The 26,965-nt window shown below is 71.2% G+C and carries 29 protein-coding genes and 1 pseudogene; 16 read left to right on the forward strand and 14 right to left on the reverse strand.

Features of this window, described 5'->3' with window-relative positions:
- Positions 1-2: 2 nt before the first annotated feature.
- On the reverse strand, positions 3-638 hold the full coding sequence (locus ACIQWG_RS13405; RefSeq protein ID WP_404094283.1) for a dihydrofolate reductase family protein: 636 nt from the start codon (positions 636-638) through the stop codon (positions 3-5).
- A gap of 187 nt (positions 639-825) precedes the next feature.
- Positions 826-2,178, reverse strand: a complete 1,353-nt coding sequence (locus ACIQWG_RS13410) for a cytochrome P450 (RefSeq protein ID WP_404094285.1) — start codon at positions 2,176-2,178, stop codon at positions 826-828.
- Between the two features lie 136 nt (positions 2,179-2,314).
- Between ACIQWG_RS13410 and ACIQWG_RS13415 the strand changes: the two genes are divergently transcribed.
- The gene (locus ACIQWG_RS13415; RefSeq protein WP_404094287.1) at positions 2,315-2,749 is read left to right on the forward strand and encodes a VOC family protein; all 435 of its coding nucleotides are present in this window, start codon (positions 2,315-2,317) and stop codon (positions 2,747-2,749) included.
- 34 nt (positions 2,750-2,783) lie between these two features.
- On the opposite strand, the gene ACIQWG_RS13420 is transcribed toward ACIQWG_RS13415, so the two are convergent.
- The 3 genes from ACIQWG_RS13420 to ACIQWG_RS13430 form a co-directional block, all read right to left on the reverse strand.
- Positions 2,784-3,782 (reverse strand): HEAT repeat domain-containing protein, encoded by a 999-nt coding sequence (locus ACIQWG_RS13420; protein ID WP_404094288.1) that lies wholly within the window; start codon positions 3,780-3,782, stop codon positions 2,784-2,786.
- Between the two features lie 3 nt (positions 3,783-3,785).
- A complete protein-coding gene (locus ACIQWG_RS13425) occupies positions 3,786-4,457 on the reverse strand; it encodes a HEAT repeat domain-containing protein (RefSeq protein ID WP_404095827.1) in 672 nt (223 codons plus the stop codon).
- A gap of 96 nt (positions 4,458-4,553) precedes the next feature.
- A complete protein-coding gene (locus tag ACIQWG_RS13430) occupies positions 4,554-5,186 on the reverse strand; it encodes a M15 family metallopeptidase (protein WP_404094291.1) in 633 nt (210 codons plus the stop codon).
- A gap of 86 nt (positions 5,187-5,272) precedes the next feature.
- Between ACIQWG_RS13430 and ACIQWG_RS13435 the strand changes: the two genes are divergently transcribed.
- The 4 genes from ACIQWG_RS13435 to ACIQWG_RS13450 all read left to right on the forward strand — a co-directional run bounded on the left by ACIQWG_RS13435 (position 5,273) and on the right by ACIQWG_RS13450 (position 9,287).
- Complete coding sequence (locus ACIQWG_RS13435; protein WP_404094294.1) at positions 5,273-5,968, forward strand: response regulator transcription factor; 696 nt, start codon at positions 5,273-5,275, stop codon at positions 5,966-5,968.
- Positions 5,961-7,091: a sensor histidine kinase gene (locus tag ACIQWG_RS13440; protein WP_404094297.1), complete on the forward strand. Its 1,131-nt coding sequence runs from the start codon at positions 5,961-5,963 to the stop codon at positions 7,089-7,091. Before ACIQWG_RS13435 ends, ACIQWG_RS13440 begins: the two co-directional genes overlap by 8 nt.
- Positions 7,092-7,224: 133 nt before the next feature.
- Positions 7,225-8,220 (forward strand): endonuclease/exonuclease/phosphatase family protein, encoded by a 996-nt coding sequence (locus ACIQWG_RS13445; protein WP_404095830.1) that lies wholly within the window; start codon positions 7,225-7,227, stop codon positions 8,218-8,220.
- Positions 8,221-8,390: 170 nt separating this feature from the next.
- The gene (locus tag ACIQWG_RS13450) at positions 8,391-9,287 is read left to right on the forward strand and encodes a DMT family transporter (RefSeq protein WP_404095832.1); all 897 of its coding nucleotides are present in this window, start codon (positions 8,391-8,393) and stop codon (positions 9,285-9,287) included.
- A 118-nt stretch (positions 9,288-9,405) separates the two neighbouring features.
- On the opposite strand, the gene ACIQWG_RS13455 is transcribed toward ACIQWG_RS13450, so the two are convergent.
- Positions 9,406-9,873 (reverse strand): hypothetical protein, encoded by a 468-nt coding sequence (locus tag ACIQWG_RS13455; protein ID WP_404094298.1) that lies wholly within the window; start codon positions 9,871-9,873, stop codon positions 9,406-9,408.
- Between the two features lie 176 nt (positions 9,874-10,049).
- Here ACIQWG_RS13455 and ACIQWG_RS13460 point away from each other — a divergent pair, with 176 nt between their 5' ends.
- The 3 genes and pseudogenes from ACIQWG_RS13460 to ACIQWG_RS13470 all read left to right on the forward strand — a co-directional run bounded on the left by ACIQWG_RS13460 (position 10,050) and on the right by ACIQWG_RS13470 (position 12,481).
- Complete coding sequence (locus ACIQWG_RS13460; protein WP_404094301.1) at positions 10,050-11,021, forward strand: NAD(P)-dependent alcohol dehydrogenase; 972 nt, start codon at positions 10,050-10,052, stop codon at positions 11,019-11,021.
- Between the two features lie 556 nt (positions 11,022-11,577).
- A complete protein-coding gene (locus ACIQWG_RS13465; RefSeq protein ID WP_404094304.1) occupies positions 11,578-11,865 on the forward strand; it encodes a hypothetical protein in 288 nt (95 codons plus the stop codon).
- A 206-nt stretch (positions 11,866-12,071) separates the two neighbouring features.
- Positions 12,072-12,481: pseudogene (locus tag ACIQWG_RS13470) on the forward strand (VOC family protein).
- A gap of 277 nt (positions 12,482-12,758) precedes the next feature.
- Here ACIQWG_RS13470 and ACIQWG_RS13475 read toward each other — a convergent pair.
- Positions 12,759-13,478: a DinB family protein gene (locus ACIQWG_RS13475; RefSeq protein ID WP_404094306.1), complete on the reverse strand. Its 720-nt coding sequence runs from the start codon at positions 13,476-13,478 to the stop codon at positions 12,759-12,761.
- Positions 13,479-13,692: 214 nt separating this feature from the next.
- Here ACIQWG_RS13475 and ACIQWG_RS13480 point away from each other — a divergent pair, with 214 nt between their 5' ends.
- The 3 genes from ACIQWG_RS13480 to ACIQWG_RS13490 all read left to right on the forward strand — a co-directional run bounded on the left by ACIQWG_RS13480 (position 13,693) and on the right by ACIQWG_RS13490 (position 15,890).
- Positions 13,693-14,580, forward strand: coding sequence for an SDR family NAD(P)-dependent oxidoreductase (locus ACIQWG_RS13480; protein ID WP_404094309.1), 888 nt, complete (start codon positions 13,693-13,695; stop codon positions 14,578-14,580).
- Positions 14,581-14,734: 154 nt separating this feature from the next.
- Positions 14,735-15,301 (forward strand): TetR/AcrR family transcriptional regulator, encoded by a 567-nt coding sequence (locus ACIQWG_RS13485; RefSeq protein ID WP_404094311.1) that lies wholly within the window; start codon positions 14,735-14,737, stop codon positions 15,299-15,301.
- Positions 15,302-15,395: 94 nt separating this feature from the next.
- Positions 15,396-15,890: a peptidylprolyl isomerase gene (locus ACIQWG_RS13490; RefSeq protein WP_404094314.1), complete on the forward strand. Its 495-nt coding sequence runs from the start codon at positions 15,396-15,398 to the stop codon at positions 15,888-15,890.
- A gap of 109 nt (positions 15,891-15,999) precedes the next feature.
- Here the strand turns inward: ACIQWG_RS13490 and ACIQWG_RS13495 are convergent, their stop codons facing one another.
- Complete coding sequence (locus ACIQWG_RS13495; protein ID WP_404094318.1) at positions 16,000-17,715, reverse strand: IlvD/Edd family dehydratase; 1,716 nt, start codon at positions 17,713-17,715, stop codon at positions 16,000-16,002.
- A 103-nt stretch (positions 17,716-17,818) separates the two neighbouring features.
- On the opposite strand from ACIQWG_RS13495, the gene ACIQWG_RS13500 reads away from it, so the two are divergent.
- The 5 genes from ACIQWG_RS13500 to ACIQWG_RS13520 all read left to right on the forward strand — a co-directional run bounded on the left by ACIQWG_RS13500 (position 17,819) and on the right by ACIQWG_RS13520 (position 20,934).
- On the forward strand, positions 17,819-18,847 hold the full coding sequence (locus ACIQWG_RS13500; protein ID WP_404094320.1) for a zinc-binding dehydrogenase: 1,029 nt from the start codon (positions 17,819-17,821) through the stop codon (positions 18,845-18,847).
- 21 nt (positions 18,848-18,868) lie between these two features.
- A complete protein-coding gene (locus tag ACIQWG_RS13505; RefSeq protein ID WP_404094322.1) occupies positions 18,869-19,012 on the forward strand; it encodes a hypothetical protein in 144 nt (47 codons plus the stop codon).
- A gap of 129 nt (positions 19,013-19,141) precedes the next feature.
- Positions 19,142-19,642, forward strand: a complete 501-nt coding sequence (locus ACIQWG_RS13510) for a MarR family winged helix-turn-helix transcriptional regulator (RefSeq protein ID WP_404094326.1) — start codon at positions 19,142-19,144, stop codon at positions 19,640-19,642.
- Between the two features lie 76 nt (positions 19,643-19,718).
- The gene (locus ACIQWG_RS13515) at positions 19,719-20,552 is read left to right on the forward strand and encodes a hypothetical protein (protein ID WP_404094328.1); all 834 of its coding nucleotides are present in this window, start codon (positions 19,719-19,721) and stop codon (positions 20,550-20,552) included.
- 4 nt (positions 20,553-20,556) lie between these two features.
- Positions 20,557-20,934 carry a GntR family transcriptional regulator gene (locus ACIQWG_RS13520; protein WP_404094331.1) on the forward strand — a complete coding sequence of 126 codons (378 nt, stop codon included), beginning with the start codon at positions 20,557-20,559 and terminating at the stop codon, positions 20,932-20,934.
- A 46-nt stretch (positions 20,935-20,980) separates the two neighbouring features.
- On the opposite strand, the gene ACIQWG_RS13525 is transcribed toward ACIQWG_RS13520, so the two are convergent.
- The 6 genes from ACIQWG_RS13525 to ACIQWG_RS13550 all read right to left on the reverse strand — a co-directional run bounded on the left by ACIQWG_RS13525 (position 20,981) and on the right by ACIQWG_RS13550 (position 26,766).
- Complete coding sequence (locus ACIQWG_RS13525) at positions 20,981-22,717, reverse strand: PP2C family protein-serine/threonine phosphatase (protein WP_404094333.1); 1,737 nt, start codon at positions 22,715-22,717, stop codon at positions 20,981-20,983.
- Positions 22,714-23,775, reverse strand: coding sequence for an ATP-binding SpoIIE family protein phosphatase (locus ACIQWG_RS13530; RefSeq protein ID WP_404094336.1), 1,062 nt, complete (start codon positions 23,773-23,775; stop codon positions 22,714-22,716). The genes ACIQWG_RS13525 and ACIQWG_RS13530 overlap by 4 nt, the downstream gene beginning before the upstream one ends.
- Positions 23,775-24,218, reverse strand: a complete 444-nt coding sequence (locus ACIQWG_RS13535; protein WP_404094339.1) for an anti-sigma regulatory factor — start codon at positions 24,216-24,218, stop codon at positions 23,775-23,777. Before ACIQWG_RS13535 ends, ACIQWG_RS13530 begins: the two co-directional genes overlap by 1 nt.
- Complete coding sequence (locus ACIQWG_RS13540) at positions 24,215-24,634, reverse strand: STAS domain-containing protein (RefSeq protein ID WP_404094341.1); 420 nt, start codon at positions 24,632-24,634, stop codon at positions 24,215-24,217. Before ACIQWG_RS13540 ends, ACIQWG_RS13535 begins: the two co-directional genes overlap by 4 nt.
- The gene (locus ACIQWG_RS13545; RefSeq protein ID WP_404094344.1) at positions 24,631-25,530 is read right to left on the reverse strand and encodes an STAS domain-containing protein; all 900 of its coding nucleotides are present in this window, start codon (positions 25,528-25,530) and stop codon (positions 24,631-24,633) included. The genes ACIQWG_RS13540 and ACIQWG_RS13545 overlap by 4 nt, the downstream gene beginning before the upstream one ends.
- A 63-nt stretch (positions 25,531-25,593) precedes the next feature.
- On the reverse strand, positions 25,594-26,766 hold the full coding sequence (locus ACIQWG_RS13550; protein WP_404094346.1) for a PP2C family protein-serine/threonine phosphatase: 1,173 nt from the start codon (positions 26,764-26,766) through the stop codon (positions 25,594-25,596).
- Between the last annotated feature and the right edge of the window lie 199 nt (positions 26,767-26,965).

Below are 26,965 nucleotides of genomic sequence, written 5' to 3' on the forward strand. Positions count from 1 at the left end.
GACTACGAGGCCGGTGCGTAGTGCGGGCGGCCCGCGGGCCGAAAGACCTGGGTGGTCACGCCCTTCGAGTCGACCCGCGAGTGGATCAGGTCGAGCGCGAGGTCCGGGCCGTCGGCGGGGAACAGTCGCGAGCCCTGGCCGAGGACCACGGGGACGACGAGCAAGGTGATCTCGTCCACGAGGTCGTTGGCGAGGAGATAACTGGTCAGGGCGCCGCTGCCGTGCACCTGGAGCTCGCCGCCCGGACGCGCTTTCAGCTCTCGGACGGCCGCGGCGACGTCGCCGGAGAGAACGGTCGTGCCGGCCCAGCGCGGTTCGGTGAGCGTGGTCGAGGCCAGGTACTTCGGCCTGGCGTTCAGGGCAGCCGCGATCTGGTGACTGTCCGGATCCTCCGCCGCGGCGCGAGCCCGGTCCTCGGCGCCCCAGTAGGGGGCGAAGATCTCGTAGGTCTTCCGGCCGAACAGGAACGCGTCGGCGCGCTGGTAGGTCTCAGAGATGAACGCCGTGGTGTCGTCGTCGAAGACCCCCATGGCCCATCCACCGCGGTCGAACCCGTTCCTGCGTTCCTCCTCCGTCGCGTGACCGTTTCCCTGCATCACGCCATCGACGGTGACCTGCGTCATGGTGGTCAGTTTCATCGGTCCGTCCGTTTCCCGTGGGGTCTGTGGGGTCTTCCTTGCTTGTTATGACCGCCTCGGGGTCCGGATCTCATCGGTGACGGCGGCGTGACCGTTTCCGCTGGTCAGCGAGGGCCACAAAGATCGACCACGGGTCCGCGCCCCCGACCGGCGGTGGGGAGCGCGGACCCTGATCGGCAGGTCGCGCTCAGCGGGATTCGACGGTCATGAGCATCTTCCCGGGACGGACGGTGACCCGGGCCACGGGACGCACCGTCTGGCCGGCCGCCAGCGTGAACCGCATCTGACGCAGGATGGTGGACAGGCCGGTGATCAGCTCCATCGTCGCGAAACGATCGCCGATGCATCGGTGTTTGCCCGCCCCCCAGGGCAGCAGAGCCCCCGGCGGGGGCTTGGTCGCACCGTCCAGCCAGCGGTCGGGATCGAACCGCAGCGGATCGGGATACAGGTCGGGGTCGCGGTGCAGCGCGTGCTGGCAGTACGCCAGGTTCGTGCCGGCGGGCAGTGTCCACGCCCCGAGCTTGGTCTCGGTGAGCGTGCGACGGGTGAGGAGGAAGCCGGTGACATGGAGCCGCAGCACCTCCTTGATGACCCGGTCCAGGAGGGGCAGTTGGCCGGTGTCCGCGAAGGTCACCGGCCGGTCGCCGAGGACCGTGTCCAGCTCGTCCAGCACCTTCGCCTCGATGTCGGGATGCCGGGCGAGTTCATAGAGCACCCAGGCCATGATGGTGGCCGTGTTCTCCTGCCCGGCCAGGATCAACGTCAGGACCTCATTGCAGACCTGTTCGTCCGTCAGCCGCCGCCCGGTCTCCTCGTCCTGCACGTTCATCAGCACGGACAGCATGTCGCGGCCGTCGGTGTCGTCGCCGCTGGCCCGCAGATCCGCGACCGCCGCGGAGATGGTCTCCCGAATGTCGGCGCGGCCTCTTTCGAAGCGCGTGTTGAGCGGGATCGGCAGGCGCTTCGCCCAGCCCGGCAGCATGAGCCGGACGCCGATGCTGTCCATGACCGTGGACATGTTGTGACGGAGCCGGCGGAAGGTGCCCGCGTCCAGACGATCGGAGAAGATCGTCTGCATGAGCATGTCGAGCGACAGACGGATCATGGTCTCGCGCACGTCCATGCGCCGGCCCGGCTCCCAGGTGTCGATCTCGGCCTGAGTCGCGGTGCGCATGATCTCGACGTACCGTCCGAGCTCGGGACGTGCGAAGGCGGGGTACATCTGGCGCCGCTTGGCGCTGTGCTCCTCCCCCGCGACGGTGACCACGGAGTCGCCGAGCAGCACTCGCATTTCGTCGAAGAAGGCACCCTTGTCGAGAGTGCTGGCGATCGGGTCGGTGAGCATCGCGCGGATCAGGGCCGGGTCCTGGACGACCAGCGTGCGGGTGCCGGGCTGGAGCGTGATTTCCACCATGTCGCCGTATCGCTGACGGAGCGACGCAATGAAGGGGAGGGGGTCGGGGAAGAGCCGGAAGAGGTGACCGAACAGCGGGACCGATCCCGCTGCCCGGGGTATGGGGGGAGGCTCTACGAGCGTCACAAGGCGTCCCTTCTCGTTGAACAGGCGCCAGAATGACTTCCCTTCGCCCGCTCCCCGACAATCACTCAGGCCGCGTGTCCTCCACCACTCCCAAAAATCTCGGTGGCACGCCGCGCGGCGCCGCTATGGTGGCCCGATGGGGTCGATCAAGAAGTTCCAAGTCACCTTCGACTGCGCCGATCCGGAGCGCGTCGCCCGGTTCTGGTGCGAGGTGCTGGGGTACGTCGTACCGCCTCCGCCGGAGGGGTTCGCCAGTTGGGGCGACTACGATCGCACGCTGCCGGCCGAGCAACAGGGCGCGGGGTTCGTGTGCATGGATCCCTCGGGTGAAGGTCCGCGCATGTATTTTCAGCGCGTTCCCGAGGGCAAGGTCGTCAAGAACCGGGTGCATCTCGACGTGCGGGTCGGCACCGGGCTCGTGGGTGAGGAGCGCGTGGCCGCGCTGGAGGCCGAGTGCGCACGACTGGTCGCGCTCGGGGCGGTACGGGGTCAACTGCTGCTCGCGGACGAGTACAACGAGTCGTGCCTCCCGATGCAGGACGTCGAGGGCAACGAGTTCTGTCTCGACTGAGGGGCCGCGAATCCGTTCCCCTTCGAGGTGACGGTCACCGTGCGTCGCGCAGCCGCAGTACGTACGTCGCGGTCAGCGCGACTGCCCGGTCCGCGTCCTGGGTCAGCTCCACCAGGGCCTGGGACGCCGTAGTTCCCGGGATGCCGGCCAGCGCCTGGGTCAGCCGGCCGCGGCCCGGCGCCTCGGTGGTGTCGAGGCGGTCGACGAGCCTGGCCGCGATCCGGTCCGCTGTCGCGGTGTCGCCCGCCAGCACGCTGAGCGCGTCGGCCGCGTCGGTGTCGTTCCTTCCCTCCACGATCATGTCGACGAGCGTCGGGACCGCATCGGCCACACCACGCGTCCCGAGCGCCAGCGCCGCATGGCCCCGCACCACGGAGTCGGGGTGGCCGAGGGCCTCCCGCAGTCGCGCGGCGGCCTCATCACCGGGCATCTCGGCGAGGGACCGAACGGCACGTTCCCGTACCGCCGCCGCCGGTGAGGCGAGGCCCTTCGCCAACAGGGCCGGGCTGTCGTCGCCCAGTCGTGCCAGCGCCCATCGAAGGGCGCCGGCGACGTTCGGTTCCGTCTCGCTCAGCGCCGCCTCGACGAGGGCCTCCACCGGCACCGGAACATCGTCGGCGGAGGAGAGCGCCGCGCGCTGGCGGGTGTCGGCGCTCTTCGACTCCAGTGCCCGCAGCAGCGCCAGGACCTGGAGGACGTCCTCCCACCCGGCGGGGTCCGCCGCATCGATCCGGCGCAGCCGCGTCAGCAACTCGGTCTCCGCCTCGATGCGTTCACGTGTCTGACGGATGAGGTCCTCGACGAGCGCCGAGGGCGTGAAGCTCTGATCGTCGAGCGCGCGTGCGATCTCCCGCAGCGACAGCCCCAGCGACCGAAGGCTCTCGATATGGAAGATCCGCTGGATGTCCTCCCCCGAGTACTCCCGGTAGTTGGAGCCGGTACGACCCGAAGGCCGTAGCAGACCGAGCGACTCGTAGTGCCGGAGCATGCGGGCACTGACCCCGGACCGTCGCGCCACCTCACCGATCAACACGCCCTATTGTCCCTCTTGGCCGGACCCGCCGAGGGCCACGACGCGCTTCGCCTCCTCGATCGCGAACCCGAACCCGGTGTCCGGGTCACGCAGCAGTCGTCGTGTGGCCAGAGCGTGCGCGCGGGTGCCCGGGTCCGGGACCGTCGTCGCGGCGAGCAGAGCCGGCTCGATCACCTCACCGAGCGCGACCAGCGCCCGGCTGAGACTCAGCTGCGTCTCCCGCCCACCGCGCCCGAGTTGTGTCGCCAGCACCGTGGCCAGCGCGGGCTCCTCTCCGTGCGGCACGAGCACGACCGCGGTCCGCCAGGCGCTCCGCGCCACCTCGTCGTCGGGGTCGGACAGGAGGGTCCGTGTGATCGCCGGCCACGCCCGCCGGTCCCCGATCTTGGACAGCGTGTGCAGCGCCTGGCTGCGTGCCTGCGCACGCTCCGAGCGGACTTCGCGGAGCAGTTCGGGAAGTGTGAGGGACACCGGGTGCCGGGTGAGTGCCCAGGTCAGCATGTCGCGTACGAAGAACTCGGGCTCGGTCCCGCACCGCTCGACGAGCTTGCCGACGAAGCGTGCGTCCGGTGTCGTGCCCACCGCCAGGGCGGCCCGCAGTCGCACCGACGGGCTGTCGTCTTCCAGCCCCTGGAGCGTCTGTGCCGCGTCGGTGTCCTGTCCTGTGATCGTCATCGAGACCACCTCCTGGCCGAGCAGTGAAAGCCCTGCCACGGTGTCAAGGTCAACCTGCGCCGGCCGCGCGAACACCGGTCACCTGCCGGGGCCCGGTCACTGCCGCATTCTCGGGTCCTCGGTGGGATCGGCGTACATGGGCGGGCAGCCCTGGTCGGTCGCGTCGGGGCGCAGTTCGTAGTGCCAGGACTCGTTGCGGTAGATCTGGCACAACCCGTGGTCGGCGCCGTGCTCGGACAGCCAGGCCGTGGCATCGGCGTTTCTGATGTCGATGGCGTCCCCCGAGACATGAGGGGATGTCTCGGGGGTGGCGGCCCATCGGGCGGCTTCCTTCGCCGACCCGTACTTCCTCACGGCCTCACGGAGTAATCGTTCCTGGTACTGCGGGGAACGCCAGCCGCTGCTGACGAACATCGCCACCCGGTCGTCCGCGGCGTCGGTCGCGGCTCGGCGCAGGGCGGCGAGGAGGTCGGGGTCAAGGTTGGCCACGGCCGGAACGCCGTCGTCGAAAACCGTCACGCCTTCCGGGACGGCGCCATCCGCCTCGCCGAGGGGGCGAGGCGGGCGGCCATGCAGTGCGGCATCGGGTGAGGCGGGCGGCGCGGACGACTGCTCCACCGACCGGTGGATGAGGGCCCCGGTGAGCGTCACGCCGATCGTGACGAGGGCGGTGATGACGGTTGCTCGGGTCCGGTGTGCTCCTGTTCCTGCTGTTTCGCGGTAGGTCATGCCCGCAGTCAAGACAGCCCGGCGTTGCCGGCACGTATGTCGTTTTCGATACGCGGACGATATGTACCGACTCGTAGCCTCGGAGCATGCGTGTACTGATCGTCGAGGACGAGCCCTATATGGCAGAGGCCATCCGCGATGGCCTGCGCCTGGAGGCGATCGCCGCGGACATCGCCGGGGACGGCGACACCGCTCTGGAACTGCTGGGCGTCAACGCCTACGACATCGCCGTCCTCGACCGGGACATTCCGGGGCCCACCGGGGACGAGGTCGCCAAGAGCATCGTCGCTTCGGGCAGCGGCATGCCGATCCTCATGCTGACCGCCGCCGATCGTCTCGACGACAAGGCGAGCGGGTTCGAGCTCGGTGCCGACGACTACCTCACGAAGCCGTTCGAGCTCCAGGAACTCGTGATGAGGCTCAGAGCACTCGACCGCAGGCGTGCGCACAACAGGCCACCCGTGCGTGAGATCGGCGGTCTGCGGCTCGACCCGTTCCGCCGGGAGGTCTATCGCGACGGCCGTTACGTCGCGCTGACCAGGAAGCAGTTCGCGGTGCTCGAAGTCCTCGTCGCCGCCGACGGCGGTGTCGTCAGCGCCGAGGAGCTCCTGGAGCGGGCCTGGGACGAGAACGCGGACCCGTTCACCAACGCGGTGCGCATCACGGTCTCGGCGCTGCGCAAGCGACTGGGCGAACCCTGGATCATTGCCACCGTGCCCGGCGTCGGCTACCGCATCGACAGGGGACCGCAGGCCGGACACGACGGGGGCGGCCGTGGATAGGGCGCCGGGTCTGAGCGTTCGCCTCAAACTCACCCTCAGCTACGCCGGGTTCCTCATGGTCGCCGGCGTCCTGCTGCTCGCCGCGGTGTGGCTGTTCCTCCTGCGGTACGTCCCCAATCGCGCGATGCTCATCGACCCCGATGACTCGCCCACCGGGGGTGTCTTTCCCGTACGGTCCGCGCTCCTGGACGTCTTCGCCCCGAGGGCAGCCGCAGTACTGGCCTTCCTGCTGCTGTTCGGGCTCGTGGGAGGGTGGCTCCTCGCCGGCCGCATGCTCGGCCCGCTGACCCGTATCATGGACGCCACCCGCACGGCCACGAAGGGATCGCTCTCCCACCGGATCCGGCTGCCGGGCCGCCGGGACGAGTTCCGTGAGCTCGCCGACGCCTTCGACACCATGCTCGCCCAGCTCGAAGCGCACGTCGCAGAGCAGCGGAGATTCGCGGCCAACGCCTCGCACGAACTGCGCACCCCGCTGGCGATCTCGCAGGCCCTCCTCGACGTGGCGCGCAGCGATCCGACCCAGGACCTCGGCGTGATCATCGACCGTCTGCACGCCGTCAACGCCCGCGCGATCGACCTCACCGAGGCGCTTCTGGTGCTCAGCCGCGTCGATCAGCGGTCCTTCACCCGTGAACCGGTCGACCTGTCGCTGCTCGTCGAGGAGGCCACCGAGACGCTGCTTCCGCTCGCCGAGAAGCGCGGGGTCACCATCGAGACCTCCGGTGACGTCGCCCCCGCCTTCGGATCGCAGGCGCTCCTGCTGCAACTGACGACGAACCTGGTACACAACGCGATCGTGCACAACCTGCCCGGGCGGGGGTCCGTGTGGGTCGAGACCGGCGGCGGTCCCGAGACCGTGGTGCTCACGGTCGAGAACAGCGGCGACAAGCTCTCCCCGCAGTTGGTCGCCACTCTCACCGAGCCGTTCCAGCGCGCCACCGAGCGGGTGCGCAGCGACCACGCGGGGGTCGGCCTCGGCCTGGCCATCGTCAAGCGGATCACCGAGGTGCACGACGGATCCCTCACCATCACCGCGCGCCCAGCGGGCGGACTCCGTATCACCGTTCAACTGCCCGCCCCACCGGCGGATTTCACCGAAGGACGTCCGACCAGTGAGTGAAGCACTACGAGACGGCACCGAGGCGCGGCAGCGGGTCGACGCCGAGGAGCGGGCGAGGACGCCGGACAACGGGGAGACCGGGCAGGGGGGCACCGGCCGCCCGGTGCCGGGTTCGGGTGCCTGGGGCGCGCGTATGCGCCACGCGATCCGCGCGCTGGCGGGACCCGGTCCGTGGCGGCGCGGCCTGGTGCTCGCCGCGCTGGCGCTGCTGCTCGGCCTGCTCCTGCTGCTGCACGGGGAGATCACGGACCGGGGCGGCCTCGGCAGCCTGGTGGAGACCTTCCTGCCGTGGTTCGGCGTGTTCATCCCGGTGCTGCTCGCCGGGGCGCTGTGGCGCCGGTCCGCCACGGCGGTGGTCGCGTTGCTGCTGCCGGTCGTGGCATGGCTGAGCCTCTTCGGCGGACTGCTCCACGACAAGTCCCGGTCGGCCGGCGACCTCACCGTGGTCAGCCACAACGTCGGCGCCGAGAACCCCGACCCGACCGGCACCGCGCGCGACCTGGCCGCCTCCGGCGCGGACCTGCTGGCCCTGGAGGAGCTGGAGCCGCGGGCCCGAGGCGCGTACGAGAAGGAACTGGCGAAGGCGTACCCGTACCACACGGTGCAGGGCACGGTCGGCCTGTGGAGCAGGCTGCCGCTGTCGGACACCCGGCCCGTCAACGTCGTACGGGGCATGGTCGGGCCGCTGGCGAAGACCCGGCCGGACGTACCGGAGGACCCGCCCCGGGCGCTGCGCACCACGGTGGCCACGCAGCAGGGGCCGCTGGCCGTGTATGTGGCACACCTGGGGTCGGTGCGGGTGATGCCGAGGAACGGCTTCTGGACGGACTCGCGCGACTACGGCGCCGACGCGCTCAGCGAGGCCGTCGCCGCCGAGCGCGTCGAGCGGGTGGTGGTGCTCGGCGACATGAACGGCACCACGGACGACCGTGCGCTGGACGGCCTCACCTCGCGGTTGCGCTCGGCCCAGGAGGCGGCCGGGGACGGCTTCGGCTTCACCTGGCCGGCGTCCTTCCCGATGGCGCGGATCGACCAGATCCTGGTCAGGGGCGTGGAGGCGGAGAGCTCTTGGGTGCTGCCGGGCACCAGCAGCGATCACCTGCCGGTGGCGGCCGGGATCAGCTGGTGAGCGGTGCGCGCCCGGTCGGCCCCGGCCGTCGTGCGCTGCGGACCGTGCCGTTGCCGGGTTCCGGCGTCCCCTGAACCGGCCGCTCCGATCGCCGCTCACTGCCCACCAGGTGACCATGACAGGAGGAAGCCGGCCGGCGTCGCGCGCCCATCGGTTCGGAGGTGGCCACGCTGGAGATCACGCTGTCCATCGTCTTCGCGCTGTGCGCGGCGCTCAGCAACGCCGTCGCGACGGTGCTGCAACGCAAGGCGGCGCTCACCGTGCCCAGCTCCCAGGGGCTGCGGGCGGGGCTGATGCTCGATCTGCTGCGCCGGCCGATCTGGCTGGCCGGCATCCTCGCGGTGATCGCTGCCGCCGTCTGTCAGGCGTTGGCGTTGGTCACCGGGCCGCTGACGATCGTGCAGCCGTTGTTCGTGCTGGAGCTGCCGTTCACCCTCATCGTCGCCTCGCTGCTGATGCAACGACGTCTGCCCGGCACGGGCTGGCTCGCCGTGGCGGTGGTGGTGGCGGGGCTCGCGGTCGCGTTGGCCGCGGCCGCCCCCACCGGGAATCGCACGCACGTTCCACTTGATCGCTGGATTCCCGCGCTCGCCGTGTGCATGGGCCTGGTCTTCGCGCTCGCTCTCGCCGCCCTCAGACGACCGGAGGGACGCGCCCGCGCCGCCTGTCTGGGGGCCGCCACGGCCATCAGCTATGCCGTGACCGCGGCGCTGTTGAAGTCCGCCACGCACATCCTCGACGACCGGGGACTGGCCGCGTTCTTCTCCGCCTGGCAGACATACGCCTTCGCCGCGACCGGCGTGTGCGCGCTGTTCCTGCTGGAGAACGCCATGCAGGCCGGCCCGCTGGTCGCCTCCCAGCCCGCGCTCACCCTCGGCGACGCGCTGGTCAGCCTCGCGCTCGGCATCATCCTGTACGAGGAGACGATCCGCTCCGGCTGGTGGCTGCTGCCCCAGCTCCTCGGCGTCGCCCTGATCGCCGCGGGGGTCCTCGCACTGTCCCGGATCCCCTTCACCCAGGCGGTGGTGGCGCCGGAGGAGGAACGGGAGGCGGAGAAGCGGGAGTAGCGAACCCTTCGGCTCGACGAGTCTCGACGATCTCGACGATCTCGGCGTTGTCGACGATCTCGGCGTTCTCGACGGCAGGCTCGCCGAGCCGAAGCGGTCCGCGGCGCGGGTCCCCAGGTCAGCCGGCGAACACGCGGCCCTGCTTCACGACGTAGTGCGTCGGCTCGGAGCAGCCGATGGACGGCGTGATCAGCAGGCTCACGGTCAGCGGCGCGGGCTCGGTGCTCGCCGTCGAGAACTCGCAGACGGCACCCTTGCCCGTCAGCGGGTACCAGAACCAGCCGTCGACGTCGCCCACGGTGACCCGGTCGGACTCCTTCCAGCCGCCGTCGCCGCGCGTGTACACCTGGAGCCGGACGGACGCCGCGAGGTCGTCCTCCGGCGACCGGAGCGCGGTCAGTGTGATCTTGTAGTCGCTCCCGAGGACGGACGAGGCGATCTGCCGGGTCTGCGGTGCCGCGGCGGCGCCGGCGTTGGAGGTTCCGGCACCGGCGGTCCCCAGGAGGACCGCCATCATGAGGGTGCCGGCGGCGGTCGCCGCGAAGCGGGTGCGGTTGTGGTGCCGGTGGTTGCGGATCAAGCTCATCTGTTCCCCCGTGGAACCGAGTTGTGCCGAATGATCTGGTCTGGTCCGGTCTGGTTCGTACGGTGGTGAAGACCAGTCAGCTTCCCGCAAGGTTGTGCGCGGCTTCCCGAAGGGTTCGACTTCACGATGTCCGACGGACCGGTGCGCGGCGACGGCTGTGCCGCTACGGTGCGCCCATGAAGGCAGCGGTGCACAGCCGATACGGGCCACCTGATGTGGTGCGGATCGCCGAGGTGGACAAGCCCTCGGTCGGGGAGCACGACGTTCTGGTGCGGGTGCACGCGACCACGGTCAACCGGACCGACTGTGCCTACCGGGCGGCGAGGCCCTTCTTCATGCGCGCGCTCACCGGGCTCGCCCGTCCGAGGCGCACCGTGCTCGGGACCGAGTACGCCGGAGTGGTGGAAGCAGTGGGCGACGGCGTCACGTCCTTCTCCGTCGGCGACCGTGTCTTCGGGTACAACGAGGGCGCGTTCGGCACACACGCCGAGTACCTGTCGGTCCCGGAGGACGGCGCGGTCGCCACCCTGCCGGAGGGTGTGACCTTCGAGGAGGCCGCGCCCGGGACCGAGGGGGCGCACTACGCGATGTCGTTCGTCAGGACCGCCCGCGTGCGGGCCGGGCAGGACGTGCTCGTGTACGGCGCGACCGGAGCCATCGGGTCGGCCGCCGTGCAGCTTCTGAAGCATCACGGCGCCACCGTGACCGCGGTGTGCGCCACGGCCCAGCTGGAGCTGGTGAAAGGCCTGGGCGCGGACCGGGTCGTGGACTACACGGCCGAGGACTTCACCCGGGACGAGCAGCGCTACGACGCCGTACTCGACGCCGTCGGCAAGAGCACGTTCGGTCGTTGCCGGCGGCTGCTGAAGCCGGGCGGCGCGTATCTGTCGTCGGAGCTCGGCCCCGGCGGGCAGAACATCTTCCTCCCCCTCGTCACACCGCTGTTCCGCGGCCGGCGCGTGAAGTTCGCCTTCCCGCAGCAGGACCAACGGGTCGTGCGAGAGATCCGGGATCTGATCGCGACGGGTGAGTTCAGGCCGGTCGTCGACCGCCGGTACCCACTGGAGCAGATCGTCGACGCCTACCGGTACGTCGAGACCGGTCGCAAGATCGGCAACGTGGTCATCACGGTCGTACCGCACACCTGACGACGTCGAACCGGTCGCGGCCCTGGCGCAGGCGCCGCACCGCCTGGGCCTCGGCGCGTTCCACGGCGCCGCGGCCATGGGCGTGGACCAGGGCCAGGTGGAACAGGGCCGGGGTGACGGGGCCCAGCGGTGGAGGCGGTCCGGGCGCAGCAGGTAGCGCACGACGTCCGCCGGGCGGAACGGTACGTACTCTGGTGCTCCCATCGGTCGGCGACTCCGTGGGAGATGCGGGACCGCAGGGCGTCGCCGGTCAGATCGGTGAGGTGTGTGCGGTGAAGTGGGCGCTCCACTGTCGGCGTTCGACGTCCAGGACGAGGGCCGGCCGCTATGTTCACGCCGAAGCTGCACTGGAGGAACGCGGGCGCGTCCAGCGGGTGGTCGGGGTCGAGGTAGCGCCGGCGTGGTGTGGTCGTCGGGGAGCCTGCGGTCGAGCTGCTGCGCCGCCAGGAAGGTGAAGTAGTCGGTGGGGCGCAGCCGCAGCCGGACCTCCACGTGCTCTTCCGGCGCGGTACGGGAGATCTCCAGCCCCTCCACGGCGTATCGGGGGCCGTTCCACGTGCGCACGCGCGTGCCGGACGTCTGCGCCCGCTCCTCGTCCGCCTCGATCTCCGCCCGCCACGGTGCCATCTCCGCGGGCAGGACCACGTCGCCCTCCAGCACCTGGACGCGGACCGACTCGGGTGCGATGGCCTGTTCGCCGTCGCCCTCGACGACGAGCGCGGAGGTGTGCAGCGGCCCGATCGAGATGGCCGACCACGAGGTCGTCGGGGCGGCGACCGCACGCTACGTCAGGCTGCGCACCCCGGTCGCGAATCGGCGGCGTAGCCTCAACCAGGCGTCCTGAAGCGGCTGTTGGAACAGGATCGCGACGACGACGCCACAGACGGCCCCGACCGTCCCGTTCACAAGATCGATTCCGGTTACGGAACCGGAGCGTATCGCCTCGCGCTCCCCGGCCTGGGCCGTTTCCTCCGGATCACCTCGCCGACCGGATGAAGACGATGCGGGAACGCGAGGTCCGGACGGGTGAGCTTGTGCCAAGATCGCGGGATGTTGCGACTCACCGACTTCATTATCGACTGTCCGGACACGATGAAGCTGGCGGCTTTCTACTCCGAGGTGACGGGCCGTCCGATCAAGGAAGACAGCTCGGCGGACTGGGCAGGCATCCGGTTCGGCGAGATCGAGCTGGCATTCATCCGGGTGGATGACTACCGCGCTCCGCAGTGGCCGGACACCGAGCACCCCAAGCAATTCCACCTCGACTTCGAAGTGGACGACATCGAGTCCGAGCAGAGCCGCGTCGTCGCCCTCGGCGCGACGCTGAAGCAGGACTTCATCGGCCCAACGGCTACGGCTGGCAGGTCTTCACGGACCCGGTCGGGCACCCCTTCTGTCTGTGCCGCAACAAGGGTGTCGTCTGGGGCGATCAGGGGCCGGTCTGGCCCGAGCGCGGCTAGGGCGTTGCCTTGGGACCACCGGGCTGACCAGATGAAGAAATGAATACGTCCGGTCGGCCGGCACCCTGTTCGGCCACGAGCCGAAGGGCTCGGGCAGGTCCATCCACGGCATCCCGGTGCGGGTACTTGAACGCGATCGCGTCGATCATCTGCTGGTGATCCCGCAACCGCCCGCCCCGCCGGGAGCACGGTCCGGCAGCAACGGCTCGATCCTCGTCCACTGGGCATCAGTCGACGACACCATCCACCAACGATCAGATGATCCGAAGGAATCGGCCTAGCCACCGCTGGCGATTCGCGCCCGCCACAGGTCGCGCAGCAGCGCGATCTCGGCCATGTGGTGGATGAGTTCGAGGTTGGCCCCCGACAGCACGGAGATGAACGGCTCGTCCGGGTCGGAGCCGTACGGATACTGCGAGAAGCCGACCGTGTCGAGTTGCTCCTCGGTCATGGCACCCACACTGTCGCGCCAGCGGTCGATGAGCGCCCAGAAGCGTTCGAGGGCCAGGGTGGCGGAAGGGGTGAAGTCGACCAGGAGCCGGGGCTCATGGCGCCGTTCGCCGAAGGTCCACTCCCACTGACCGGCGAAGCAGTAGTGCAGGTGGCCGAGCCGCCACGCGATGGTGGTGACCGGGGTCTCGTCGGGCTCCGGTTCACCTTTGTGGTCGAGGATCTCCTCGACCCGCTCGACGCTCACGCTCCAGTCCTCGGCGATCTTGGCGACGCTCATGCCGGCGGCGGCCTGGCGGGCGACCTCGGCGTACTCGTTCGCCGGGATCTCCGGGGCGCCGAGGTCCAGCACCCATTCACCGGGGCCGAACGCCCTGGGCGTCGTCGCCTCACCGCGCCGCCGGATCGACCAGCAACCGGGCACCGGCTCCCACAGGTACTCCTCGTCGCCGAGCCCTTTGAGCCGTACCTCGGCCATCTCCCTGGCTCGGTCGAACTGGTCGAGCAGCAAGCCGAATCGGTCGGTTCGTACGCCCTCGGTCTCCATGCCCTGCTCCCCTCACCGTCACCCCGCACCCGGCGCGACGAGGCGGAGGCTAGCCGCTCGCGGGGAGGGGACGCGACCGAATTCCGTGACCGTCGGGGGCTGTCGGACCGGCCGGACCGGCCGCGCCGGATAAGCGGATAGCCCATCCGGATCTGCTATCGTCGCGTCAACCGGATACATCATCCACATACGCGGAACGGGTCGGAGTCGGGTAATGAAGCAATCAGCAGTGGTCACCGCCGGCACGGCGGGAATCGGGTTGGAAACGGCCATAGGGCTGGCCGAGGCCGGCCTCGCGGTCACCGTGGTGGGGCGCAACCCCGAGCGGGGCGCCCGGGCCATCGAGAGGATCAACGCCCTGGGACCGTTGCACTCCGCGAGGTTCCTGGCCGCCGATCTCTCCTCCCTCGACGAGGTTCGCGGTCTCGCCGACCGGATCGCCGCCGGCGGCCCCCTGAACGTGCTGGTCAACAACGTCGGGGCGATGTTCCCGGACCGGCAGGACTCGGTCGACGGCATAGAGGCGTCGTTCGCCGTCAACCACCTCTCGTCGTACCTGCTGACCGAACTGCTGCTGCCGGCGCTGCGGGCCGGTGCGCCGAGCCGGATCGTGAACGTCACCTCGGGTGCGATCGGCGTCGCCAAGCGCGTGTTCGACGCCGTCGAGCCGCCGGGCGGGTACTACGCCTTCCACTGGTACGGCCGCGCCAAGCTCGCCAACCTCGCCTACACACTGGAGCTGGCCCGCCGGCTCGACGGCTCGGACGTCTCGGTCTTCGCGGCGGATCCGGGCGGTGCCGCCACCGATATGACCGACGGCACCATGGGCGACCCGAAGATCGTCTCGCCGGGGCTGCGGCTGCTGTGGCCACTGGTCCGGCGCAAGTTCGAACGGTCGACCTCGGGCCCGGCGTCCGTCGCGGCCAGGTCCTCGGTCTTCGCCGCGACCGACGAGTCCCTGAGCGGCCGTACCGGCGTCGTCATCGGTCCCGAGGCGCGGCCCGTCGCCCCGTTCCGCTCGGCCACGGAACCCGGCATCGCGCACGCGGTACGCCGGCTCAGTGAGCGCCTCGCGCCACTGACGCCCGTGACGGGAAGCTGAGCGGCTCGGGTCCAGGCGTACGGCTGACCAGGTACGGCGGACCAAGTCCCTTTCCGGGGAGAATAGTTGGCCGTACGCCCGCCCAGGTGGACCATCAGGCATCCGGATCATGGGCCGCACCTATCCGGATGAGCCATCCGGATAGACTTCCCCCATGACCTCCAGCCCTCTGCGCAAGGACGCCGCCCGCAACTGGGAGCGGATCGTCGCCGTGGCGCGCGAACTCGTGGACGAGGGCACTCCCCTCCAGCTCAACGACATCGCCCGACGCGTGCAGATGGGTGTCGGCACGGTCTACCGCCACTTCCCCACCGCCGAGGCTCTTCTGGAGACCGTCGCCACCCCCACCCTGGAGGCACTCGTCGCGCACGGCGAGAAGGCACTGGCCGAGGAGGACCCCCGGGATGGCCTCACCGGCTTCCTGACCCGCACCGTCGAGGCGCAGGTCACCGATGCCGCGCTGCCCCCGGTCGCGGCGGCGCCCGCCGACGCCCTGCCGCGCACCACCGAACTGAAGCGGGCCCTCAGGTCGGTGGGCACGCGGCTGCTCGGGCGGGCCCATGACGCCGGCGTCGTGCGCGCCGACCTGGCCTCCGAGGATCTGGTCCCGTTGATGTGCGGCGTCGCCTTCGCCGCGAACGTGCACGGCGAGGCGGAGGACCGTGTCGAGACCGCCCGGCGCTATCTGACGGCGCTGCTCGAAGGCCTGTTCATCCGTTGAGAGCCCAGGGTTCACCCCTGCCACGGTCGCGGAGTGGTGATCGCCACGCCGGGCCTGTTCGACCTGACGCCGTCTCTGGTGGAGAATCCGCATCATGAGCGAGAACGTTTTCTTCAAGATTTCGGCCGATGGCGAGGACATGGGCCGCATCGTCTTCCGCCTGTACGACGACGTCGTGCCCAAGACCGCACGCAACTTCCGTGAGCTGGCGACCGGCCAGCACGGCTTCGGCTACAAGGGTGCGCCCTTCCACCGCGTGATCCCGGAGTTCATGCTTCAGGGCGGCGACTTCACCAACGGCAACGGCACCGGCGGCAAGAGCATCTACGGCGAGAAGTTCGAGGACGAGAGCTTCGAGCGGAAGCACGACAGGCCGTTCCTGCTCAGCATGGCCAACGCGGGGCCGGGCACCAACGGCTCGCAGTTCTTCATCACCACCGTCGTGACGCCGTGGCTGGACGGCAAGCACGTCGTCTTCGGCGAGGTCATCGACGGCGAGGACGTGGTCAAGGCGGTCGAGGCCCTCGGCAGCGACTCGGGCAGGACCAGCAAGAAGATCGTCATCGAGGACAGCGGAGTCGTCGCGTAACGACCCGGTTCATGCCGGGCGGCCCATGACGCGGCCGCGCATCAGGTCCGCCGGACCCGCCTCGCGGGGTCGGCGGACCTTTCCTTTCCCCCTCGTCACACCGTCGTGGTCAGTGCGACTCGCGGCCCACATCCGAACCGCTGGATCCGACGAGGAAGTCGAGATCGGCGCCCGTGTCGGCCTGGAGGACATGGTTGACGTAGAGGCGTTCCCAGCCTCGCCGCGGGTTGGCGTAGGCCGTGACCGTGGCCTCGCTGGGCCTTCGGCGAGCGAGTTCGTCCGCGGTTACGTCGACGTCGATGCGGCGGGCCTCGACGTCCAGGGTGATGTGGTCGCCGGTGCGTACGAGGGCGAGCGGACCGCCCGCCGCCGCCTCGGGGGCGACATGCAGGACGACCGTGCCGTACGCGGTTCCGCTCATCCGGCCGTCGCAGACCCGGACCATGTCGCGGACGCCCTGTTCGAGCAGTTTCTTCGGCAGGGGCATGTTCGAGACCTCGGGCATGCCGGGGTAGCCCTTGGGTCCGCAGCCGCGCAGGACCAGTACGGAGTCGGCGTCGACGTCGAGTTCGGGGTCGTCGATCCGGGCGTGGAAGTCCTCGACGGAGTCGAAGACGACGGCTCGGCCGCGGTGCCGGAGCAGGTGGGGCGAGGCGGCGGCCGGTTTGACGATGGCTCCGTCGGGAGCGAGGTTGCCGCGCAGGACGGCGATGCCTCCCTCGGCGACCAGGGGTTCGGCGCGGGTGCGGATGACCTCGCTGTCCCAGATCGTGGCGTCGTCGAGCGAATCGACCAGCGGTTTGCCGGTGACGGTGAGGGCGTCGGGGTCGAGCAGGTCGCGCACCTCGCGCAGGACGGCGAGCAGGCCTCCGGCGCGGTGGAGGTCCTCCATCAGGAAGCGGCCGGCCGGCTGGAGGTCGACGAGGACCGGGACGCGGGAGCCGACGCGGTCGAAGTCGTCGAGGCGCAGGTCGATGCCGAGCCGGCCGGCGACGGCCAGGAGGTGGACCACGGCGTTGGTGGAGCCGCCGACGGCGGCGAGCGCGACGATCGCGTTGTGGAAGGACGCCTTGGTGAGGAGCGTCCCCGGCCGGCGGTCGGCGGCCACCATGTCCACGGCCAGCCGGCCGGTGTGGTGCGCGGCCTCCAGCAGGCGGCTGTCGGGGGCCGGGGTGCCGGCCACGCCGGGGACGACCGTGCCCAGCGCCTCCGCGACCAGCGCCATCGTGGAGGCGGTGCCCATGGTGTTGCAGTGGCCTCGGCTGCGGATCATCACCGACTCCGAGCGGGTGAACTGCTCCTGCGAGAGCGTGCCCGCCCGGACCTCCTCGGACAGCCGCCATACATCGGTGCCGCAGCCGAGCGGCGTACCGCGGAAGGTCCCGGTCAGCATGGGGCCGCCGGGCACGACGACGGCGGGCAGGTCCACCGACGCGGCGGCCATCAGCAGCGACGGGATCGTCTTGTCGCAGCCGCCCAGCAGGACCACGCCGTCGATCGGGTTGGCCCGCAGCATCTCCTCCGTGGCCATCGCGGCCATGTTGCGCCAGAGCATGGCGGTGGGGCGGACGTTCGTCTCCCCCAACGACACCACGGGCAGGTCCAGCGGAATGCCGCCCGCCTCGTAGACACCGTCGCGCACCGAGGACGCCACCTCGTCGAGATGGGCGTTGCAAGGGGTCAGGTCCGAGGCGGTGTTGGCGATGGCGATCTGCGGCCGGCCGGTGAAGGCGTCGTCCGGGACGCCTCTGCGCATCCACGCCCGGTGGATGTAGGCGTTGCGGTCCTGTCCCTCGTACCACTGTGCGCTGCGCAGCCTCGCCATGGGACCTCTTCCGACAGTCGGTACGGAGGTCTACAGTCTGGAACGCCATGGAGCATACGCAGCCGTACGACGGCCCGACAGACCACGGTGGGAACGGCCCGTCATGCGCGCGTTCGTCCTGACCGCGCCCGGCGCGTACGAGGTCCAGGACCTCCCGGCGCCGGTGGCCGCGCCCGGTGAAGTCGTCGTCGATGTCGAGCGGGTCGGTGTGTGCGGCACCGACATGGAGTTCTTCACCGGTGCCATGGCCTACCTCCACCAGGGGCACTCCAGCTACCCGTTGCGGCCCGGCCACGAGTGGTGCGGGCGGGTGGCGGCGGTCGGTGACGGTGTCGACCCGGAGTGGACCGGCCGTCGTGTCATGGGGGACACGATGCTCGGCTGCGGCCGTTGCCGCCGCTGTCTGCGGGGCGCTCAGCACGTGTGCGAGAAGCGTCAGGAGGTCGGCATACGCGGCGGGCGGGCCGGTGCCCTGGCGGAACAACTCGCCGTACCGGCGGCCTCGTTGCACGCCCTGCCCGACTCGGTGGACGCCGTGCTCGGGGCGCTCGTGGAGCCCGGCGGCAATGCCCTGCGCGCGGCCCGAGCGACCGCGGCGCACGCCGGGGATCGTGTGCTCGTGCTGGGAGCCGGCACCATCGGCCTGCTCGTCGCCCTGTTCGTACGGGCCGGCGGCGCGGAAGTCCATCTGCTGGACCGGCCCGGCAACTCCCCCGCGTTCCCCCACTCCCTGGGCTTCGAGCACGTGTGGGACGAGGGCTCCCTTCCCCAACTGCCGTTCGACGCAGTCGTGGACGCATCGAACGCCATTCATCTCCCGCGACGCGCACTGGAGTTGGTCGAACCGGGCGGCCGTGTCGTGTACATCGGCCTGGCGGGCGAGCCGAGCCTGGTCGACACCCGCCGGCTGGTCCTGAAGGACGTGAGCGCGGTCGGTGTGCTCTCCGCCTCCCCCGGCCTGGACGCCACCATCCGGGCCTACGCGTCCGGCACGGTCGATCCCAGGCCCCTCGTGGCGGCCACGGTCGGCCTCGACGAGGTGGGGCCGGTTCTCGCGGGCGGACGTCCGGCGGGCGCCGGACCCGGTCCCAAGGTCCATGTGAGTCCCCGGGGGGTGGAAGCGGCGGGGTAGCGGATACGGAGCGACTTCCCGATGCGCCCCGAGGACTGGGGCATCGACTTCGATGCGGCGCTGGACGGCTCCCCGCACTGGGACACCGGCCGGCTGCATGCCGTCAACCGGGGCAACGCCGAACTCCTCATCCCCCGTCTGGCGAACGGCGGCCGGCGCTCATAGCCGCACTCCAGGCCCGATCCCACATGCGTCGCCATCAGATCTGTGTACTCTCCATCGCTTCGGGTAGGCCCCCTCCCACTGATGAACTCCCGGCCGGAGTCGACGGTGAGACTCGAAGGATGACGGACCATGCGCCGCGAACAGGATCCCCCCCAGATCCCCTCCCACCTGGTCGGCGAATCCCACCTGGTCGGCGAACAGGCTGTCGAGGTCGTGGAGGACCTCGTGGCCCTGTGGTTCTCAGCCGTCGAAGAGGTGCATCCGCGTCTGTCGCCGCGTCAGATACGGGCCTTGCGGGCCGTGCGCCATCGCCCCACGCTCAATCTCACCGCCCTGGCCGACCATCTGCGCATCGGGCTGCCCACCGCCAGCAGGCTGTGCGACCGGCTCGAAGCGGCCGGACTGCTCCGGCGCAGCGTGCGGCCCGGCGACCGGCGCGAGGTGCGCCTGGAGGTGACGGACCGAGGGAGCCTGTTCCTGGCGGACGTCACCGAGCGGCTCTCCGCGCGCCTGACCACCGCACTCGACGGTGTGCCGCCCGCCCGGCTCGAACAGGTGCTGCGGACCTTCCACGAGGCCGGCCCGCCCGCCCGCACCGACCCGGGCGCGGACCCCGCGAACGAACACTGAGGTATCGAGAGCGTTGACTTGTCGCAAGGCTTGACGCACCATCCTGAGACAAGACTTGCGACAAGTGGGGGGTGTCATGCCGAACGGAACGACTCCGGACGCCGACCGGTCGACGCGTGCGGCGAGCCTCGAGGGGGCCCGCGTGTGGCTGGCCGGGCACGGCCTGACCGACGTCCCCCCGACGCCGCTGCTGGCCAGGCGTCTCGCGGTCCGGTGGGGTGCCCGTCTGGCCGCTCAGCTCCTGCTGGCCGCGTTCATCGTCGCGGTCGCCCTCACCTACGCGATCGACCTGCCGGCCGGCGCCGCGGACGACGGGTCCGGGCCGGACCGGCGCTGGTCACTGCTGGTCCTCACGGCGGTGGTGGCGGGGTTGGTGCTCGCCCAGACGCTGCTGGACTGGTGGGTGCGGCGGGTCGACCGGCGCGCCGGTGCGACGCTGCGGCGCCGGGCGGCCCACCCGATCCGGCCGGGCTGGCGCACCGTGCTCGGCGTGCCGCGTGCCGTCTTCGCGGTCGCCACGTTCGCGGGTGCGACCGCGCTGGCGATCGGTTCCCTCACCGTGCGGGACGACGCCGCACGGTACGCGGGTGCCGTCCTGCTCATCGCGCTGTGCGGGGTCGCGGTCGGGATGGTCGTCCAGCTGCGCCACATCCTCACGCGCCCGGTCGTGGCCGACGACGAGGCCTCGCTGACCGCCGACGTCCTCCTGCGCATCGAGGACGCCCGCGAGGTCGCCACGCCCACCGTGGTGTGGTGTCTGCCGGTCGCGTCGGTGCTCGACACAGGGCTCGGCTGGTGGACCACCGCCTGGCTCGTCTTCGTTGCCCTGAGCGTCCTCGCTCTCCTCCTGATCACCGTCCGGACCGCGCGGAGGGGCACGGTGGCACGACACACCACGATGGCCCGGTGAGCCGATGATCGTCATCGACTCCGCCTCGCCCGTCCCGCCGTTCGAGCAGCTCCGCGCCCAGCTCGCCCGGCAGATCCAGGACCGCACCCTGGCCGTGGGCACCCGGCTGCCGACCCTGCGCCGCCTGGCCGCGGACCTGGGCCTGGCCGTCAACACCGTCGGCCGGGCCTACCGGGAGCTGGAGGAGGCGGGGCTGATCGAGACCCGCGGAGCAGCCGGCTCGTTCGTGTCCGCGGCCGGCGAGATGGGACGCGAACGGGCACGCCGCGCCGCCGCCGACTACGCCGCCGTCATCGCCGGCGTCGGCATCGACACCGACGAGGCCATCCGCATCGTCCAGGCGGCACTGACCAACGGTACCGCGGCATCGCCCCCCTCATGACCGGCCCGTCGCGACCGGCCTGGATGTCGGGGCGCGTGGGCCCGGCTCAGGGCCGGGGCGTCTGCGACCGGCCGTCGCCGTGCACATGGCACAGCAACAGGCATACGTCGTCGTCGTGTTCGGAGTCGTCCAGCAGCGGATGCAGGAGGAGGTCGGCCGATCCCTCCAGGTCCTGGTGGAGTTCGGTCGGGCCGAAGCCGCCCAGTCTCTCGGCGAGCCGCTCGATACCGGGGTCGATCCCCAGGGCGCGCCGCTCCACCAGCCCGTCGGTGTACAGCGCCAGCGTCGAGCCGGGCGGCAGCGGGGCCGTATGGTCGGGGATCTCCTGTTTCAGGGGGATGCCCAGCATGGCGCCGGGCTTGGCGTCGAGGATGTGCACCCGCCCCTCGGGGTCGCGCAGCACCGGTGGCGGGTGACCGGCCGCGGCCCAGGTCAGGGTGTGGTCGTCCGGGTGGAAGCGGGCGATGACCGCGGTGGCGTAGAGGTCCAGGCGCAGACGGTGCAGGAACAGGTGCAGCCGGGTCAGGAGTTGGCCGGGACTGCTGCCGTCGACGGCGTAGGCGCGCAGGGCGGTGCGCAGCTGGCTCATCATCACCGCGGCGTGCAGCCCGTGTCCGGTGACATCCCCGACGACGGTGATCAGGCTGCCGTCGGGCTGGCGGAAGGCGTCGTACCAGTCGCCGCCGATGTTCAGGCCGCGGGTGGCCGGCAGGTAGCGGGCGGCCAGGCTCAGGCCGGGGGTGGTGGGCAGGTCGGTGAGCAGGGCGCGTTGCAGGGTCTCGGCGATGTCGCGGTTGTGTTCGAAGCGACGGGCGTGCTCCAGGGCGATGCTGGCTCTTCGGGTCAGCTCGATGAGCATGACGGCGTCGTCGGCGTCCCAGCGGTCGTCGGGGGCCGACAGGGTGAGGACGCCCTGCGGTGCCCGGCGGCTGAGCAGCGGGATGCACAGCAGGGGCCGGGTCGGGTCGAGGGCGGAGGGCGGCTGGTCGTCCACGCCCGGCAGTCGGCCGGGGTGGTCGGCGGCGTACTGGGGCCGGCCGCGGCGGGCCGCGAGCACGGCAGCGGCCGAGTGGGGTCCGCTGCGCAGGGCGTCGTCCACGCCGTCGAACAGCCAGACGTCGACGGAGCGGGCGTAGCGCGGCACCAGCAGGGCGGGCAGCAGCCGTACGATCGCCTCGTGGTTCAGGGAAGCGGTCAGCGCGGCGCTGGCGTCGGCGAGGAAGTTCAGCCGCCAACGGGCGTTCTCCGCCTCCCTGCGGGCCTTCTGCTCGGCGTCGAAGAGGTCGCGCTGGGCCCGGCCGGCGGCGTCCAGCTCCGCGTGGAGCGCCAGCACGCCCTGGTTGGTCTGGTGGAGTTCCTCGCGGTGGAAGGCGACCATCGCCTCCTGCTCGTCGAGCCGCTCCAGCAGCAGTGCGGCGTCCTCGTCGGCGCCGAACAGGGCCTCGGCGAGGGCGGCCGGGTCGTCGATCGCGGGCTCGTCGGAGAAGTCCGCGTCCTCGGCGCAGGGCACCGACGCGTGCCACGGGGGCCGCGGGTCGTCCGGGCGGCGCTGGGCCGAGTCCACCTCGACGCGGAACTCGCCGCCACCGGGCGCCGGGCTGGCCGTCACGTCGACCCGCCACTCGCCGCCCTTGGTGAGGCACTGCCGTAGCTGTGCGGTCAGCGCGGTCACCAGACGGGCCCGCTCGACGGTGGTCACGCCGCTCGCGACGGCCAGCCGCGCCGTGCCGATGCGGGCCCGCGCGGCGTCGGTGATGGTGTGGACGTGCCAGGTGCGGTTCATGGGGAGCGGTCCGAGGGTCTGGGGCTCAGCACGACGACAGCGGTGTCGTCACGTACCGGCCGGGCGGAACTACTGGCGTCCCGCACGATCGAGGCGGCGATCACAGCGGGGTCGAGGGACGTCAGGGCGTGCACGACGGGGCCGGGGCTCCAGCGGCTCGGCAGGCCGTCGCTGTGCAGGACCAGGAGGCACTCGCCGGTCCAGGTCTCCTGGTGCATCGGCAGCTGCGTGGGGAGGTGGGCGCCGACGATTCCGGGGCGGGAGACCAGGCCCTGCCAGGCGTCGGCGCGGCGCAGGCGTACGCCCACGTTGCCGACTCCGGCGAAGGACAACCTGCCTGCGGTGGTGTCGAGTTGGGCGATGGCCACGGCGGCGCCCCTGGTGTCGCGCAGGGCGTCGTGCATGTGTCGCAGGAGATCGTTCGGTGGCAGATGGGGCGCTTGGCGAAGTGCCTCCACCGCCGCGGTGGAGGCCCGGGCCGCCTGGGGGCCGTGGCCCAGGCCGTCGGCGAGCATCACGGTCACGAGGTCGGTCGCCCGTACGCACGCCCAGGCGTCGCCGGAGTAGTCCCCGCCCGCGAGCGGGACGTTGACTCCGCCGGCCCGTACCGGGAGCGCGGCGCTGGTGTCGCGGCCGGTGCGGGCGGCGATCCTGGCCATGACGATCGTGCCGCGCCCGGGCGCGCTGTGCAGGTCGAAGTCGTCGGAGGTACGCCGGCAGGTGCCGAGGCCGGCGCCGAGGGAGGCGGCGGTGGAGTAGCCGTCGCGCATGGCCGCGGCGGTGTCCCGGATGCCGGGCCCGTGGTCGACGGCCATGATCTGCACCCGCGGCGCCCGCTCGTCGGCGTAGGCCGGGACGGGCGGGCCCACGACGTCGAGGAGCACCCGTCCGCCGCCGGCGTGCTTCAGCAGATTGGTGGCGAGTTCGGTGGCCACGAGCTCGGCGGCGGCGACCCGGTCCTCGGGCAGCCGGGCCCGGTCGGCGGCGTCCCGGGCCGCCATACGGACGTCGCGGACCCGGGTCGAGTCGTGCACCGGTACCTCCCAGACGCGCGGCATCAGGGCGCCTCGCGCGGGCGGGGCGGCCCGGGGATCCAGGACGTCACGGTCACCGTGGTGCCGACGCCGCGACGGCTGTCGATGGAGAACTCCTGGACCAGGCGCCGGGAACCGCCTAGCCCCATCCCCAGTCCACCTCCTGAGGTATAGCCGTCGGACAGGGCCTGGTCCAGGTCCGCGATGCCGGGACCTTCGTCGCTGAAGACGAGGCGCAGCCCCCGCGCCCCGCCGCTGGTCACCTCGGTGCACTCCATCTGTCCCCCGCCGCCGTGCACGAGGGCGTTGCGCGCCAGCTCACTGGCCGCGGTGACGAGTTTGGTCTGCTCGACCAGACCGAACCCGAGTTGGGCCGTCATCTCCCGCACATGCTGCCGTACCCGGACCAGGTCGAGGTCCGAGTGGATCGGCAGGCAGGCGGAGACGCTGCCGGTGCTGTGGGTCACTGGCTCTCCCGGCGTGCGTGCCCGTCACGGGGCAGGGACACCTCGGTTCCGAGCAGGCGCATGGCCTCCTCCGTGTTGAGAGCGGTACGCAACCCGGGCAGGTTCAGACCGAGTTCTACCAGGGTGATGGCCACCGCCGGGCGCATCCCCGCCACCACCGTCTGCGCGGCCAGCAGCCGGGTCATGGCGGCGATGTCGCTGAGCACGCGCCCCATGAAGGAGTCGACGATCTCGACGCCGGAGACGTCTATGACCACACCGCTGACCGCGCTGTCGGCGGCCGTCTCGCCGATGTCCTGCCGGAGTCGCTCCGCCGTGCTGTCGTACAGGTCGCCCTGGAGGGTGACCAGGAGGACCCCGCCGAGCCGCAGTACGGGCACATGCCCTTCGTACGGGAAGGTGGCGGCGCCGGTCACCGGGGCTCCGCGGTCGGGCCGGCGTTCGGCACGATGTGCGCGCCCTGCTGCTGGAGGGCGTAGGCCAGGGCGTCGGCGAGGCTGGCGCGGGTGAGCACCGAGCTCAGGTCGATGCCGAGGTGCACGATCGTCTGCGCGATGGCCGGACGGATGCCGGAGACTATGCACTCCGCCCCCATCAGCCGCGCGGCCGCCACGGTCTTCATCAGGTGCTGCGCGACCAGGGAGTCGACCGTCGGTACTCCGGTGATGTCCAGGATCGCGATGCGGGCGTGCTGCTCGACGATGGCGTCCAGGAGGGTCTCCATCACCACCTGGCTGCGGGCGCTGTCGAGTGTGCCGATCAGCGGTACGGCGACGATGCCTTCCCACAGATTGATCACGGGGGTGGCGATCTCGAGCAGTTCGAGCCGCTGACGGTTGATGAGTTCCTGCCCGGCGGTGGTCGTCGTCTCCAGCATGACCAGGCGCAGCGTGCCCATCAGCACGGTGAGAGCGGTCGCGCACTCCCGGCGGTGCTCGGCGGACGCGTCGGCGAGTTCGTCGAGCAGGAGCTCGGTGACCGGCGGTCGCAGCGCCTCCATCTCGGACGAGATCTGCCCGACGGTGGCTCCGGCTCGCGCGCGGGACTGGGCGGTACGGGTCAACTGATCACGTACGACGGTGAATCCGTCGGCCTCCGAGTCCTCCACGCGGCCCGAGGCGGCCACCGCGGCCAGTGCCTCGACCACGGCCCGGCCGGCTTCCACGGCCTCGTCCCGGGAGACGGTGAACACGGTGCGGAACACCGCCGCGTCGGCCCAGCGCTGGGCGACCTGCTCCCGGCGCCGCCGCAGGAAGTCTCCGACCACCTCCGCCGGGCCGAATCGGTCCTCTGCCGTTGGCTGCTCCGGCACTTGCTTCCCTCCTCCTACGTTGTGCGCCGCCCCGTTCCCGCGGGGCGGCGCCGGACACTGCGGTCAGGGCTCCCGGGGCGGCCCGAACCAGTCGAGACACACCACGAGCGCGTCGTCGTCGGCCACGGGCGTGCCGCGGTGCCCGGCCAGTTCCCGCAGGACGGCCCGGGGGACCTCGGCCGCCGGCAGCAGGCTGGTGGACACGATGGCGCGGGCCAGCGAGCGCTCCCCGTAGCGCTCCCCGCCGGGCGCGGCGACCGCGTGCACTCCGTCACTGGCGAACACGAGCCGGTCGCCGGGCTCGATGTCGATCTCGTGGGAAACGTAGTCGGTCTCCTCGAACATGCCCAGCGGCAGCTGCGCCTCCAGGTCCACGAAGGTGGCGGAACGGCCGCGCAGGCGCAGCATCCGCGGAGAGCCGGCGTCGATGATCCGGAGCCGGCCCCTGCGCAGGTCGAGATCGACCAGGAGCACGGAAAGGTAGGCGTCGCCGCGGTACTGGGCGAAGACGGCCTGGTCGGCGAGGGCGGCCTGGTCCTCGATGGACAGGCCCGCACGGCGTGCGTTGCGCAGCGCGTTGATGCCCAGGTTGGTCAGCAGGGAGGCCTCGATGCCCTCGCCCATGCCGTTGGTGATGTAGAGCATCAGGCCGTCGGCGCTCGCGGACCAGTCGAAGTTGTCGCCGAAGATGGCGTAGGCGGGCTCCAGTTGGGCGCCCAGCGCGTACTCGGGGCGGGTGCAGGACCGGCCGGGCAGGAGCTGCCACTGCATCTCGGCCGCCAGCGTGAGCCGGTCGGTGCGGCGCGCCCGGACATACAGATCGGTGTCCCGGTCGGCGACGATCACCTCGTGTCCCAGCACCTGCGCCACGTCGGCCAGTTCCTCCAGGCCCTCCTCGGCCCGGTCGGCGGAGGGCATCGTGACCGCCAGCACCCCGAGCCGGTCACCGCGCACGGTCACCGGCAGGTGCAGGCAGACCTCGCCGTCGGTCAGCTTCTCGACGAACGGCTCCTGCGATCCGAAGGCCCGGCCGGCGGGGCCGACGTGCGTCGGCACGGACTCGGGCGGGCCCTGCGCCGGGAGGACGGGCTGGAGCGTGGCGAGGCCGTAGTCGGCCAGGAAGAGCTGCACGCTCGTCGCCCCGTACTCGTCGCGCAGTACTTCGCGGACCGCGTCCACCAGCCGGTGCGGGGCCGCGGCGCGAAGCGCCCGCTCGGCTGCCACGAATCTGTTCACGATGTTGGATACGCCATTTCTGTCACAGTGACGGCGTCGGACCCGCGCTGCCGCGGACGCCATCCGTCGGTCCTTCGTGTCGGTATCTAGTGTTCTGTACGTATTGCCGGAACCGGTGAGCTGACAGTGCTCGTGAAGCCTGAAAGAGTGGGAGCGTGACTTCCTCCTACTCGCAACCGCGTCCGGACGAGGTGGCGCG

This window comes from Streptomyces sp. NPDC098781 (assembly GCF_044759995.1).
In the GTDB taxonomy this organism is placed as follows: domain Bacteria; phylum Actinomycetota; class Actinomycetes; order Streptomycetales; family Streptomycetaceae; genus Streptomyces.